Source organism: Mesorhizobium sp. LNHC221B00 (genome assembly GCF_000502935.1).
In the GTDB taxonomy this organism is placed as follows: Bacteria; Pseudomonadota; Alphaproteobacteria; order Rhizobiales; family Rhizobiaceae; genus Mesorhizobium; species Mesorhizobium opportunistum.
Map to the genome: position 1 here is coordinate 1 of NZ_AYWR01000038.1, position 14,717 is coordinate 14,717.

The following is a 14,717-nucleotide window of genomic DNA, read 5'->3' on the forward strand; positions in this document are numbered from 1 at the left end:
GTCGGAGCCGCCACTGCACACCAAATTACCATCGATGGTTGAATCAACCGTTACCGCACGTGCTTTCCAGTGTGCGTTCCTGATCATTAGACTTTGACGGAACGGAGGGTTCCGGAACATATTAGACGAACTGAAAGTTCGATGGGGATGACGAAGCTATCGGACCTCGGCCCGCCGATCCCCGGAAAGTTGCACGGCGGCGCAGACATCCCGGAACATCAGCATTTCTATCCTTGCCCATATTGCGGGCAAAAGGTTGACCAGCGCGATTTGCGCCAAGTGTTTTGGCATGAAACGCCAGGGCACGAACCGCTGGAGATGACGGGGGCGCCGAGATAATCAATCTCCCGAAGCGTGCGAAATGACAGCACCTTGTGCACCGGCGACCACCAGTTCGGCCGCCAACCAGAAGCCAGCGGCCATGAAAAGCAGAACCACAAAAGCCAGGCGGGCTGACGGAATGCCCTAGCAGAACCGCTGACCCGTGTACTGCGCACCCTCCACCCACAAGGAGAGTGCAGTCGCCGGGGAACGTCCTTTCACCTCGAAATCGCGGCCCCGATGATGTCCTGCCGCGATCCAGACCGTCTTTGACCGCTGATAGATTTTAATGCCTCGTGCGCTCGCCCAAGCGCACAGGTATGCAAAGTCTCGCTTCATGATTTCCCCACACTTCGCTAAAATCTGAACGCTAATAACTGCGGAGCGTGGAGGTATGTTCCACGAGGGCGTTCACATTTTAGCATCTGCTTACAAGGCAAACTCGCCTGCTCGGAGTTTGAATCGGCGTGGCTAACGGCAGCATCAACATAGGCGATGAGGTGGCAATCATGGCGAGCGTCCGGCAGCGGGCTTTGCCCTTTATGTCACCAGCCGAAATGCAAAGCGGTTGCGGATGTGGTCGTTGAAATANGCGTCCGGCAGCGGGCTTTGCCCTTTATGTCACCAGCCGAAATGCAAAGCGGTTGCGGATGTGGTCGTTGAAATAGCGGCCCTTGGCAAAGGCAGATTTGAACCCGGCAAAGCTCTCCGGCGGCACGTCCAAGAACTGGTAATGCCTGCCTTGGTGGCACATCGCCGCAAAACCGCGGCTTGGCAATGGGCATCTACACGGCCTTTCTGGATGTCGCGATGGCTCTTGGAAGCCCGGCTTTGGGATGGGCTGCCGATCGAGCAGGTTTGAGCGCCGTGTTCTTTATCAGCGCCGGTGTCACCTATTGTACAACCCCATTGCTTTGCGGTTAGCGTACAATGCGCAACGAGCCGAAAGGCGCACTGCGAGCGCAAGCCTAGAGGATGCAGCCAACCGGTCATCCTGGGTTTCCGACCGGCAATCAGTTCTCCGAGGAGCCGGACAAGTTCTTCCGGTTCGGTCGGCTTCATCACCACCGTCCCGAGTGAGAATGCTTCATCACTCTGCTCGGGGCCTAGGCCGGAATAAACGACGAAGGGCACTCCACGGGCAGCCAGCATTCTTGCAGCCTCGACGCTCTCGCCGTCCCACAATCTGACGTCCAGGACCGCGGCGGCGGGCATGTGGTTCGCGAGAAGCGCTCCTCGGCCTTTGCAACACGACGATCCCAAGGCTGCGGTGAAGCCCCCCTCGGAAAGAGCAGTCTCCATCTCCACGGCAATCAAAGCTTCGTCGTCGACGACCAGGACGAGAGGTTTGTCCATGTGAGGCACGATTGCACGTTCGTTGATGAAACACGTGCCAAGGTGGTTTCCGTCCGAGCTCAGATTTGCATGCCGCCACAGGCTCAATCAAGAGGAGCCTCGTGGGCAGCCGCAAGGGACGAGCTACAGGAACAATTTGGCGACACCCCGCGTTACCACCCGTTGAGCAGAAAGGGGTTTTGGATGAATGAAGTGCCGCGGGCGAATGTTGTCGCGTTCAAGAACCAAGAAACATCCGATGGGGATAGCCGGAACTTCAACTACCAGGATTTCTTCGAAAACGGCGCCGTCGCCCTCCACTTGGTAAGTGCCGATGGTGTTATTCTTCATGCCAACCAGGCCGAGCTCGACCTTCTCGGGTTTCCGGCGCAGGACTATATCGGTCGCCACGTCGCGGAGTTCTATCCCGACCAGGAAGTGATCGAGGACATTTTGAACCGCGTCTCCCGTGGCGAGAAGATCGCCAGATATCCGGCGCGATTGAGAGCCCACGACGGCTCGATCAAGCACGTCGAAATTTCTTCCAGCGGGCATTTCCGCGACGGCAAGCTAATCAACACACGCTGTTTCACTGTCGATGTAACCGACCTGGAACGCACCCGCACGGAGCTCAAGCGGCAGGACAGCACCTATCACCAGGTCCTCGACAGTCTCCCGGTCGCCATCTACACGACTGACGCGGATGGGGTCATCACCTACTACAACCGAGCCGCCGCCGAAATGGCGGGCCGCGAACCCGAGATCGGCAAGGACAAGTGGTGCGTGACGTTCAAGCTGTTCACACCGGACGGCAAGGACCTTCCTCACGATGAGTGCCCCATGGCGATCGCGCTGAAGGAAAACCGCCCTGTGCGTGGCCAGCAGGCGATAGCGCAGCGCCCTGACGGATCTTTTTTCCCATTTCAGCCCTATCCGACACCGCTCCGCGATGAGACGGGCAAGCTGATCGGTGCCGTTAACATGCTGTTTGACCTCACCGACCGCCAGAATGCCGAGGAGGCCAGGCACCATTTGTCGGCAATCGTGGAATCCTCGTTCGATGCCATCGTGAGCAAGGACCTGAACACCATCATCAAGAGCTGGAATCGGGGCGCCGAACGGCTGTTCGGCTACACCGCCGAGGAAGCGATCGGCCGCTCGGTGACGATGCTGATCCCGGATGACCACCAGGACGAGGAACCCCGCATCCTCGAACGCATCCGCCGTGGGGAAGTCGTCGACACATACGAAACGATCCGTCAGCGCAAGGATGGCAGTCTGGTTCCGGTCTCGCTGACGGTATCGCCCGTGCGCAGCGCAACCGGGCAGATCATCGGCGCATCGAAGATTGCCAGGGACATCACATCGGCAAAAGAGAACGAGCAGCGCATCCGCATGCTGATGCGCGAGGTCAACCACCGGGTCAAGAACCAGTATTCCGTCATCCTTTCGATGATCAGGGAAACCAACAAGCGCGCCGAGAACCCCGCGGTGTTCGAACGGCAGGTTCGCGAGCGGATCATGGCCCTGTCACGCTCGCACGATCTGCTTGTCGCTGGCGATTGGAGAGGCGTGACCCTTTTCGAACTGCTGCTCTCGCAAGCCAAACCGTTCGGCAATGAGGGGCGGATTTCCATGTCGGGACCTTCCATCGTGCTGAGCCCCAACGCCGTCCAGTATTTCGGTATTGCCTTCCACGAACTCGCGACCAACTCAGCCAAATACGGCGTACTTTCGGGAGACACGGGCACGATTTCGGTTCAATGGAACGCGACCGGTTCCGGGGATTCGAAGCTCTTCCACCTCGCCTGGGCCGAAACCGATGGGCCGAAGGTCCAGGCCATCGGTCAGGGCGGCTTTGGAACCGTGGTGCTGAAGCGGGTAGCGCCTGAGGCTGTCGGCGGGAAGGCCGATCTTGAGTGTGGCTCGCATGGGATCAATTGGACGCTGGAAGCGCCGCTGGCTGCCGTGGAGGCATCTGTTGTGAGCGAGGCCTAGGAACTCAGCATTCGGTGGGTAGGTAAATGGACCGTCCCCTGGGGCCTCAACTAGCGCCGCTTCCCGGACCGCCACCAGCTGTACTTCAGGATCCAGCCAGAAACCCAACCCTGCGCGAGCACAAGAAGCTCGCACTGCGCCAAGCCGAATGACCAGCATCGTGGCCGCCCCATTTTGCAGAACTTGACGCACACAACCGAAGTCGAGTTCATCCGTGGGACACTACAGGACCGGTGCTGCCGCCTGGAGATGGGTGGCGCCTCGTAACAACGGGTTTAACGTGGGGATAACCGCCAATTAAGAAAGGGGCGCTTCGTCCCATGTCATCAATTTGATTTGGATCTGCAATCACAAAATATTAGATTGACGCTGCTCAAGTATGGGTGTCCCTTCTCTGAAGAAAACGCGAAGCATCTCGCGTCGCGCAAACACCGAGAACGGGGATGGTGGCTGGAGAACCAAACGAGGTGCTGGTTAAACACGTCGAGAACCGGTGGATTGTCCGTGTCGTTGAGAGTGGCGAGTCAATGGTCGAAGTGTTCGCGACGCAGGCTCTTGCCGAGGACTACGCACACAATCATCGAAACAGACTTGGGCTTCCTGGGAAGCCGCCTGTAGAACCGGTGGGATTTCGAAACATTTAGGGCAAAACAATTGGACAAGACAGTCGATTTTGTCGAAGGACGTCTTGGATCAGCCCGGACAATCCGATTCCGGGATCTTTGTTGAACTCGTTGACCCCGAAAGAGGCCACGTTCGTCTCCACCTCACGACTGCTACTGCGGAGCTCCTTTGCGAGCGCATAGCCGATGCGCTGGAACGCCGCTACGGCGATGCCGCCCATTAAACGGCAGTTTTGATATCCACGGGAAAATGCCCCCGCACCGCGATCAATTCCCGATGGTAAGAAGAAGGTCTCGAGCGAGCGGTCCTGAGCAGGTACGACAGACAGGTGAGATTTCCAACCGGGCATTTTTACTTGCTGCGGACGTTTGGTATCGTGGCCTGTCTCTAGACTGGAAAGGTACAACGTTGTGGCCGCGCTTGCGCATTTCCAGCTCGCGATAGATCGTCATCGTCATCGTCATCTCGGCGCTGCCCGCGACCCGAAACTCGGCTCCCCGGCATTGATCCGTTTTCAGGTTGTGCGGGCTAGAAAACGGACTGAGGCGTCCAGCAGAACCGCGTCTGCTTGCGATTCGTGGCGTCCATTTCGACAAGATCAAGGATGAGACGTTGATAATGCTGAAATCGCGCCGCCGTCCTGATATTATTTCTGCCGGAAGGCAGTATGCAGCGAGGTCGACAGGGGACTGAGAATGTAATCCAACGCGGTGCGTTCCTCGGTCACGATCATCACCGAAGCCGGCATACCTGGATAGAGCTGGATCTGCGGCGCGGCGGCGAGTTCCTGCTGATCCACCGCGATGTCGGCGACATAGTAGGGAAAGCCGGTCTTGGCGTCGGTGACACGGTCCGCCGAAATGCGGGTGACGCGGCCGTGGATGACTGGTGTGGTGCGCTGCTTGTAGGAAGTGAAGCGGACCTCGGCCGTCATGTCAGCGTGCAGGCTGGAAATGTCCTCGACCTTGACCTGCGCCTGGACGATCAACGAATTTTTGGTTGGCACGATATCGAGGATGGTCTGCCCGGGGGCGACAATCGCGCCGGTCGAGAAGACGGTGAGGTCCATCACCTGGCCGTCATAGGGCGCGTGCACCTCGGCGCGGTCCACCGTGGCTTGCGCGGCGAACATCTTCGGCACCAGGTCGGCTAGGCTCGACTGGGTGTCGATCAGCATGGCCGAGAGTTTTGCGCGTCGCTCGTTGGTGAGCTGCGCAATCTGGCTTTCGAGCTCGGCCTTGCTCTGGCGGTTTCCCGCGATCTCGCCGATGGCCTGGTCGATGAGGCCCTGCAAATCGGAGGCGGAGCGGTCGAGTTCGAGGATGCGCGTGCGCGTTGTCAGCCCGGCCTTCAGCAGCTTGTTGAGGCCTATTTTTTCGTCGGTCGTCGACTTGAGCTGGGCGCGAAAAGATTCGACGCGCGCCTGCTTCCCGTCGATCTGCTCTTCAAGCTCGGCGATCCGCCTCTGCAGGATCTGCGTGGCACCCGCCATCGAGGCGCGCTGGCTCTCGAGGTCAGCAATCTGGTTGGCCATCGCGTCCTGCAGATAGGCCTGGTGTTCGGCGGTGATGTCCTTCGGAAAGGCAACCGCCTCATGGCCCTCGAGCTCCGCACGGATGCGGGCATCGGTGGCGCGCAGCAGAGCATATTGCTGGGAATAGAGATTGAACTCGGAGCGGGCGCGGGTGTCGTCAAGCACGACCAGCACATCACCTGTCTTGACGATGTCGCCGTCCTTCACCCGGATTTCCTTCACCGTGCCGCCGTCGAAATGCTGAACGCTCTTGCGGTTGCCCTCGACCTTCACAATCGCGTCCGCGAGCACCGCGCCGTTGAGCGGCGCTATCGCCGCCCAGCCGCCGAACGCGCCGAAGAAGGCAACAATGATAAGCACGCCAACCCAGACCGGTCCTCGGATCGAATCCGGGTTGCCCGCATCTTCGGCGCTGGACAAACTGCGATAGGTGGCGGCGATGTCGGTCATTGAGTTGCCACCGCCATGGGTGCCGCGCGCTGGTTGAGCAGCGCCACGATCTCGTTCCTCATGCCGAAGGCTTCGACCGCGCCATCCCGCAGAAGCAGGATCTTGTCGACATTGGCCAAAGTCGAGGGCCGGTGCGAGACAATGATGACCGTACTGCCGCGGCGCTTGAGCTCGAGCGCGCATTCGGCGAGCGCGCGGTCGCCGTCGGCATCAAGATTGGAGCTCGGCTCGTCGAGCACGATGAGGTTCGGCATACCGAATACGGCGCGGGCAAGCGCGATGCGCTGCCGGTAGCCGCCGGACAGCACCGCGCCGCCCTCCCCAATCTGCGTCTCGTAGCCTTGCTGCAGGCGGATGATCATCTCATGTACGCCGGCCAGCCGCGCGGCCTCGATCACTTCGCGGTCAACATCGGTCTTGAAGCGGCCGATGTTAGCGGCGACGGTGTCGGCAAACAGCTCGATGTCCTGCGGCAAGTAGCCGATATGGTCGCCGAGCGCCTCGCGTCCCCATTGCGTCAGATCGGCGCCGTCCAGCCTGACGGTGCCGCGGCTGGGCTGCATGATGCCGGCGAGATGCCGCGCGAGCGTCGACTTGCCGGCGCCGGAAGGACCGACAATGCCAAGCGCCTCGCCGGCATCGAGCCTGAACGAGACATCGCGCAGCAGCAGCTTCTGCAGGTTGGGAATGGCGAAGCTGAGCTGCTCGACAGCGATCTTGCCAGTGGGCTTGGGCAGGTTGAACGAGCGTTCGCCCTGTGCGCCAGCGTCGAGCAGCTTCTCGACCCTGCCAAGCGCGGCCCGCGCCAGTATCAGGCTACGCCAAAGGCCTACGATCTGCTCGACCGGTTGCAACCCCCTGCCCAGAAGGAGGCTCGCCGCGAACATCGAGCCGCCGGTGATCTGTCGCTCGATGACCAGATAGGCGCCGAGGCCGAGGATCAGCGACTGCATGGTGAGGCGCAGGAAGCGGATCAGCCCGGACATCAGTGCTGCGCGGTCGCTGGCCTGTCCCTGCCGGCGGAGCGCAAGGCCGCGGTCGCGCCCCCAGCGGCGGACTAGGCCGTCGATCATGCCCATGGCGCGGACGACTTCGGCGTTTCTCAGACTCATTTCGGTGAAATTGTAATTGGCGGTGGCAAGGTCGTTGGCTTGCTTCAGCGGCACCCGCACGATGTATTCGTTGAGCACCGCCATGGCGATGAGAAGCAGCGACGAGCCCAGCGCAAAGAAGCCAAGCCAGGGATGCAGAAGGAAGATGATGCCGATGTAGATCGGCGACCATGGCAGGTCGAACAGGGCATGGACGCCGCTGCCGGTGATCACCTGCCGGAACGTGTCGAAATCCCGGATCGGCTGGCTTTGCGAGGCGCCCAGCGACGGGGTTTCGACGGAGGCCGCAAGGATCTTGGCCGAAAGCAGCCGGTCGAGCCGCGCGCTGGCCCGCGTCAGGATGGCAGCCCGTACGAGATCGAGGCCGGCCAGCGCCAGGAAAGCCGCAAGCAAAACCAGCGTCAGCATCACCAGTGTCGTCTCGCTGCCGCTGGTGACCACCCGGTCATAGATCTGCAGCATGTAGAGCGGGGATGCGAGGTAGAGCAGATTGATGGCCAAGCTGAATGCCGCCGCAAAGAGGAAATAGCGGCGGCAAGCGCGAAGCGCTTCCCTCACGATCTTGGATTTGTTGTCGAGACTCAAACTACCTAGCGGAGAACCGCCCCCTGTTTAAACCGCATACCCGAACCGATCCTACTCCTGATCCTTCAACCGGCCACGCGATCCACCCGTAAACCTGCTGTAAACCTTAATTCGTAAGCTGAATCCGCCGCCGGCAGGGAACGAAACGAGCTCCGTGTGACCGCGGGCTCGATTCCTTCTTCACACAGCGAACTCACTTGTTCCGCCGTTGATGCCGGTCAGGGTGAATTCAGCCGGATTGTAGGTCACAACGGTGTGTCCCTGGCCGTCATCGGCGAGCTTGAAGCCGTTGGCGTCGTAGGATCCAAGCAGATGCAGAGTGGCGCCGTGCGTGCCGTCGGTCACAGTCAGAGTGCCGCCACTGCCGTCCTGGCTGGTCTGGTAGCTGACCGTCGTGCCGGTGCCGAACAGGATGTCGTTAAGATCCAGCTTGTCGTCATTGGTGATGCCGCCGATCCGCCCGCTGAAGTCGAACGAGTCGTCGAGCTCCAGCGTGCCGGCCGTATTCTGCGCGAAGGTAACATCCGTCGACGAGGCTGCGCCGAATTCCAGCTTCGACAGGTTGCCGATCGTGGCATCGCCCTCGCCGGTGACCGCGCCGTGGATGTCGATGTTGCCGCCATTCGCCCACAGCATGCCGGAATTCGCGATCCCGCCGGCGACGACCAGGCCGCCCGAGCCGGTCGCTTCCAGCGTGCCGGAATTGGCCACGACGCTGCCGCCGGTGTCGATGACCAGGGCGTTGGTGCCCGAGGCGATGATGGTGCCCCTGTTGTCGAGGCTGAGCATGCCATCCCCCAGTTGGCCGGCGCCCGAGATCGTGTTGTCGACATTGACCAGCGTGACGTCCGGACCGGTGCCTGAGATGATGTTGAAGGAACTGTCGGACAGATCGATCTGCCCGCCGCCCTGCAGCGTCACGCCGTGCTGGATGACCTGCAGCAGGGTTTCGCTGCCGGTCGAATCCAGCGAGATGGTGCCGCTGTTGTTGACGGTGCCGCTCAGCGGCAGCAGGGCGCCGTCGCCGATGGTCATCGTGCCGGTGTTGTTCACCACCGGCGTCTGGTCGAAGGCGAAGTTGCCGGCGCCGAGAGCGGAGGAATGCACGCCGTCGAGCGTGATCGACTGCCCGTCGCCGAGCGTGATTACGGCGTTACCATGCACATCGTCGACGGTATGCGCCTGGACGTCGGCAAAGCTCTGGAAGCCGGAGTAGCCGACGAGGTCGATCTGGTCGGCCGCCGCGTCGAAGCTGTGCACCGTGTCGTTGCCGATCGGCTGCGAGAAGACGAACAGATCGTTGCCGGTGGAGCCGGTGAGCACATCGTTGCCCGACCAGGCGAAGATCGGCGATCCCGGCGCGTAGGCCTCGACATTGTCGGCGATCGATGCGCTTCCGGTCGTTCCATCGGCATTGGTCCAGATCATTGAGACATCAAGCACAGCGGCGCCGGTGAAATCGGCCGGCGTGGTGACCGTCAGCTGGTGGACGGCGTTGGACTGCACCGTCCAGGACCCGTCTGCATTTTGCGTCGCACCATCGATCGTCCAGCCGGAAGGCACGTCCTTCACCGTAACGGTGACGGCATGGCCGTCCGACGGGTCGGTCAGCGCGAGATTGATCGGCGCGCCTGCGGTGCCGGCGGGGGCAGCTACGCTGATCGTGACATGATGGACAATGCTGGTATTGGCGCCGTCGCTGGCCACGATGTCAACATTTCGAGCCGGGCTAGGAACGTGCGAGCCAGGTTTGGTGTCGGAATACAGGACTCCCTGCAAAATGCTTTGATATGTGCTGACCGATGCAACGCCTGTGATGGACAGGGTAACGGGATCGGCATTGTTCGCGACGCTCGACGGAAATGTTACCGTCAGCCCGGCAGCGGTGGCCGCGGCACTCGCCGCTCCACTAAGAGACAATATCTCTCTTACGCCCCCGCCACCCGCACTGTTGTCCTGTGGATTAGTCAGCGTGACTGTCAAGGACGTTAGATTCCCTGAATCGGCGTCGGCGATTGTCGCTAATGGTGTGAGCGATAGCTGCGTGACTCCGTGAGGATAGCTCGCGGTGGCATCGCTTCCCGCGCTGGCTCCGTTGAGGTCGACAACCGGGGCTTGGCCTCCGCCTGTCACATTGATCGTCGCGATGGCGGCGCTTGTGTCCGTGCCGCCATTGGCGATGCCATCACCGTCAATCAGAGTGTAGGTAACAGTCTTGGTGGCGGTTGGGCTGGTCGCGTTGGAATAGAGGATGTGGTCAGCCAAGGCCGCTGCCGCCGCTTGCGTGGCGCTGGCATTGAACGTGATGATCAGGTTCGACCCATTAGTGCCGCCCGTGAACGTTCCGATGATGGTGCCGCCATACGTAACGTTGCTGCCGCTGGTACCGATCTGGCCAGCGCCGGTGCCCTGGTTCTGGATGGTCAGTTGATCCGTCGCGGTGCCGTTTGTGGTGAAGGCGACGGTAAGCTTTCCCCCATTGAAGTCGGCCGAGTCGATGTCCGTCACTGTCGCCGAAGGCGCGATGGCGGTGGCAGCGGAACCGGCAGTGTAGCTGATGTTTGTGGAGGTTCCTGACGTTCCGCTGTTCAAATCTATGAACGGCGCGTCGTTGGTGCCGGTGATGGTGACGTCTATAGTCTGCGTGGCAGTGCCGTCGAACGACTTCACCGTCAGCGTGTCGTGCACCTGGATACCGCCTGCCAGCGCCTGAACATTGGCCTGGTTATTGGCCAGCGTGTAGCCCCAAACCCCGCTCGTCGCATTGAACGTAAAGGTGCCGTAGGTACCGGCAAGAGAGCCTGGCGTCTGAAAATGGTTCTGGCCGCTATCCACGTCATTGACGGTCAGCGTGCTGCCCGCCGTCAAGGTGACGTCCTCCGTCGCCGAGCCCGTGGCCGATGCGGTGATGGTGGCGGCGTCGTTGGTGCCGTGGATGGTGACGGTGATGGTCTGGCTGGCGGTGCCGTCGAGCGAGCTCACGGTGAGCGTGTCGGTCTGGGTGTCGCCGGCGTTGAGCGCTTCGGTCGCGGCCTTGCTGTTGTCGAGCGTGTAGCCCCACACCCCGGTGGCGCTGTCGAAGCTGAAGTTGCCGTAGGTGCCGGCGAGCGCGGCGGGAGCGACGGCGGCGAAATGAGCCTGGCCGGCGTCGACGTCGTGCACGGTCAGCGTGCCGCCCGCCGTGGCGTCGCCAGGCGTCGCCGCGGTCGTTGCATTGCCGGCGCCGGCTTCGGTGACCGAGGTGTCCTCGGTGGCCGATGCGGTGATGGTGGCGGCGTCGTTGGTGCCGTGGATGGTGACGGTGATGGTCTGGCTGGCGGTGCCGNCGGCTTCGGTGACCGAGGTGTCCTCGGTGGCCGATGCGGTGATGGTGGCGGCGTCGTTGGTGCCGGTGAACTGAATGGTGGTCGTGGCCCAGCTCAAGGTGCCGTTGCCGAGTTGAATGGCGTAAGTCAGCTTGTCGGTGAGAACCTGGCCCTGCGCAAGCGACTGCAGCAGCGTGTTGATATCTGCGGTATTGTAGTGAATCGTCCCATCGCTGGCTATCCAGATACGTGCTCCGAGCAAGCTTTTGTCGGTGGTTCCGGCAAGTCCGGCGCTGTCGTTGGTGCTGGAGTATGTGGTGTCGCGGACAAGCAAGTCCGACGGCGCAGGTGTTTTGGTCGCGGTCGAAGCACTGATTGAATTGTCGATGGAGTAGAGCTGCTTCGCGGCCCCACCCAGGTCGTTCGCCAGTACATTCAGGATCAGGACGCCAGTCGAATCTTCAGAGAAGTAAAAGGCGTCGTCCGTGGCCTGCGGCGTGTTGGAGAAGGAAACAGTCGTACCGCCTGCGCCTGCAACCTGCTGAGTGGCCATCTTTTATCCCCCTGTCGGCAGACGCGGCGCATCTGCTCGTGGCCGCACGTGGCGGCCGACAATCCCATGCCGAAACCTGTATGGCGATCGGCGCTCAGTTACGTGAGGTGGGAGTGACCATTCACCAAGCCGCAACCCCTCGCTCCGGCCCGTGAACAGCCCGGACAAAGGTGGCGATCCACAGACAGGTGGTGCTCAATGATGACAGCTACTACGGCTATGATCGCCGCCTTGCGTTCCCCAACCCCAGTAGCGCCATGACTCGTTGTTGCCGGTCGAGAGATGTTCACGCTACCCTTATATTAGGACATTATTAACTCTGCAGAAGCGTGCGTCAACGTCCAATCGACTGAAGGGTTAATGACAGTATTCGTACCTGTACGCGAATGCTTCTAACTCGCCCTTCGGGACCTGACCCATCGGCCCTACGACAGGATGCGCTCCGAGGCGCCATCTTGATTCATCGGGAAACGAACGCCCTTGAACGCTCGCTTCCGGCACAACCAGAATTTCCAGTTCGACGGCCCCAATGTCCGCTTTCGGGGAATGGGAATATGGCCCTGCGGGACGGGAATGCGGCGTGAGGCAGACCCGCCGATTTGCACGCCATAGCACGCTGCAGCCCCGTGCGTGGCCGAACAGGATTTACTTCCGGAGCAAGGAGGTATCTGATCAGCCAATGGTCAGAAAGAGCATAGAACGATCGAAGTATCTATGCGCACACGACGACGGAGGTCGAAAGTTCCCCCAAAACTGGAGTGCGCCCCTCGGGCCGGACAGGTTGAACAAGCAGAATTGACTTGGAAGCCGGGCTTTCGAAACGTTTAAACTCGATGCTGTGCGTGCGATAAGTCACCATGGGCTTCCATCCTACGGTCGGTCGTGTCCCCACAGGTGGTGTAGCTCGGCGGTTACGAAGCCGCTCGCGAGTGCGCCGTTAGTCGCGCTGTAGCGAGCGAGCGGCTTTGCGGTGGTCATCGGCGCTTTCCGGTAGGGTTTGGTTGTTGACGCCAACCCAATTCGGAAGGACCACCGATGACCGACGACATGATGAACCTGCGCACGCTCGTGGAGAAGACCCCGGATGCCGATCTCCTGCGCGAGATGATCGGCTTTGCCGCCGAGCGGCTGATGGAAATGGAGGTTGGGGCCGCCACCGGCGCCGCCTATGGCGAGAAGAACCCGTTGCGCACGGCCCAGCGCAACGGCTATCGCGAGCGCGACTGGGAGACGCGCGCCGGCACCGTCGAGCTGCGCATCCCGAAGCTCAGGAAGGGCAGCTACTTCCCCGGTTTCCTCGAACCGCGCCGCATGGCCGAGAAGGCGCTGACCGCCGTCATCCAGGAGGCCTACGTCCAGGGTATCTCGACCCGCTCGGTTGACGACCTGGTCAAGGCCATGGGGATGAGCGGCATTTCGAAGAGCCAGGTCTCGCGGCTGTGCGAGGAGATCGACGGCAAGGTCAAAGCGTTCCTTGAAAGACCCATCGAGGGCGACTGGCCCTATCTGTGGATCGACGCCACCTACCTGAAGGTGCGCCGCGGCGGCCGCATCGTCTCGGTCGCCGTCATCATTGCCGTCGGCGTCAATGCGGACGGTCGGCGCGAGGTGCTGGGCATGGAGATTGGCACCTCGGAGGCCGAGCCGATCTGGACGGAGTTCCTGCGCAAGCTGACCCGCCGCGGCCTGCGCGGCGTCAAGCTCGTCGTCTCCGATGCCCATGAAGGCATCAAGGCGGCCGTCACCAAGGTGCTGTGCGCGACATGGCAGCGCTGCCGCGTCCACTTCATGAGGAACGTGCTGGCCCATGCCGGCAAGAGCGGCCGCAGGGTCGTCTCCGCTTTCATCGCCACCGCCTTCGCCCAGGAAACGCCCGAGGCCGCAAGCGTGCAATGGCGCGCCGTCGCCGACCAGATCCGGCCGAAGGTGCCGAAGTTGGCGACAATCATGGACGACGCCGAGCCCGACGTGCTGGCCTACATGACCTTCCCGAAAGAACACCGCGCCAAGCTGCACTCGACCAATCCGATCGAGCGTCTCAACGGCGAGATCAAGCGGCGCACCGAGGTCGTCGGAATCTTCCCGAACGACGATGCGATCGTGCGTCTGGTCGGCGCAATCCTGCTCGAACAGAACGATGAATGGGCAGTGCAGCGGGCCAGATATATGACTCTGGAAACGATCAGCCAGATGAGCGATGATCCCCTGATCAGCTTGCCAGCCGTGGCGCGCTGATCAGCCCGGCCCATGCCGGAGAGCACGGCGACAAATGCCGTCAGCTACACCACTCCCCGGGACACGATCCTACGGTCGATTTTTTGCACTTTTGCGGCTTTCGAGAGAGTGTCTCTGCTGTCTGGAAAAGTACCGTCACGCACCTCTGCAATCCGTTGTCGACCATGCCACTTTAAAGGCACAAACCATAAACACTGCGGTCGAGCTGCAAGCCGACTAAGTGGCGATTGGAAATCAACGATCACTCGCATGTTCCGAAATGGCCGCATTGGGGCCGATAACGGACTGACAGCCAACAGGAGGAGATCATCTAAAGCTGTCATCCCGCTGTCGGGCTCAACTCGGTCGGAAGGGCATTGCGATCACTAGTCGGAAGGGCATTGCGATCACTAAAAGACTGAATGCCGGCCTTCGCGACTTAGCCTGAGGAGGAAGTAGCCTTCATGCGCTGGGCCCACATCGGGAGGGCAGTCGAATAAGTGCCGGGGCTCCAGGCACAGGATTGACCTTCACGTGAAAGCTTGGGTGCAAGCGACCCGAAGGCGTTAGCCAAAAATATCGACCAGACGCCGTCGCCTCGCCAAAGCTTTTTTGTCCGAGGCGTTGTCGGCGCATTTCGAGTGGTCGCCGTGGCAATGATGCTTATTCTCGTCGCAGGGCTGCTC

The 14,717-nt window shown here is 61.1% G+C and carries 7 protein-coding genes; 2 read left to right on the top strand and 5 right to left on the bottom strand.

Annotation, left to right across the window (positions count from 1 at the left end; genetic code table 11):
- Positions 1-937 precede the first annotated feature (937 nt).
- Positions 938-1,075, bottom strand: a complete 138-nt coding sequence (locus X741_RS1000000171725; RefSeq protein ID WP_023769219.1) for a KTSC domain-containing protein — start codon at positions 1,073-1,075, stop codon at positions 938-940.
- Between the two features lie 461 nt (positions 1,076-1,536).
- Here X741_RS1000000171725 and X741_RS138045 point away from each other — a divergent pair, with 461 nt between their 5' ends.
- Positions 1,537-3,654: a PAS domain S-box protein gene (locus X741_RS138045; protein ID WP_245272804.1), complete on the top strand. Its 2,118-nt coding sequence runs from the start codon at positions 1,537-1,539 to the stop codon at positions 3,652-3,654.
- A 640-nt stretch (positions 3,655-4,294) separates the two neighbouring features.
- Here X741_RS138045 and X741_RS1000000170160 read toward each other — a convergent pair.
- The 4 genes from X741_RS1000000170160 to X741_RS138025 form a co-directional block, all read right to left on the bottom strand.
- Positions 4,295-4,627 (bottom strand): hypothetical protein, encoded by a 333-nt coding sequence (locus tag X741_RS1000000170160; RefSeq protein WP_156934570.1) that lies wholly within the window; start codon positions 4,625-4,627, stop codon positions 4,295-4,297.
- A gap of 297 nt (positions 4,628-4,924) precedes the next feature.
- Positions 4,925-6,262 (bottom strand): HlyD family type I secretion periplasmic adaptor subunit, encoded by a 1,338-nt coding sequence (locus tag X741_RS138035; RefSeq protein WP_023769216.1) that lies wholly within the window; start codon positions 6,260-6,262, stop codon positions 4,925-4,927.
- The gene (locus tag X741_RS138030) at positions 6,259-7,959 is read right to left on the bottom strand and encodes a type I secretion system permease/ATPase (protein WP_023769215.1); all 1,701 of its coding nucleotides are present in this window, start codon (positions 7,957-7,959) and stop codon (positions 6,259-6,261) included. The genes X741_RS138035 and X741_RS138030 overlap by 4 nt, the downstream gene beginning before the upstream one ends.
- 180 nt (positions 7,960-8,139) lie before the next feature.
- Positions 8,140-11,817: a VCBS domain-containing protein gene (locus X741_RS138025; protein ID WP_023780674.1), complete on the bottom strand. Its 3,678-nt coding sequence runs from the start codon at positions 11,815-11,817 to the stop codon at positions 8,140-8,142.
- 1,035 nt (positions 11,818-12,852) lie between these two features.
- Here X741_RS138025 and X741_RS138020 point away from each other — a divergent pair.
- On the top strand, positions 12,853-14,052 hold the full coding sequence (locus tag X741_RS138020; RefSeq protein ID WP_023780675.1) for an IS256 family transposase: 1,200 nt from the start codon (positions 12,853-12,855) through the stop codon (positions 14,050-14,052).
- Positions 14,053-14,717: the final 665 nt, after the last annotated feature.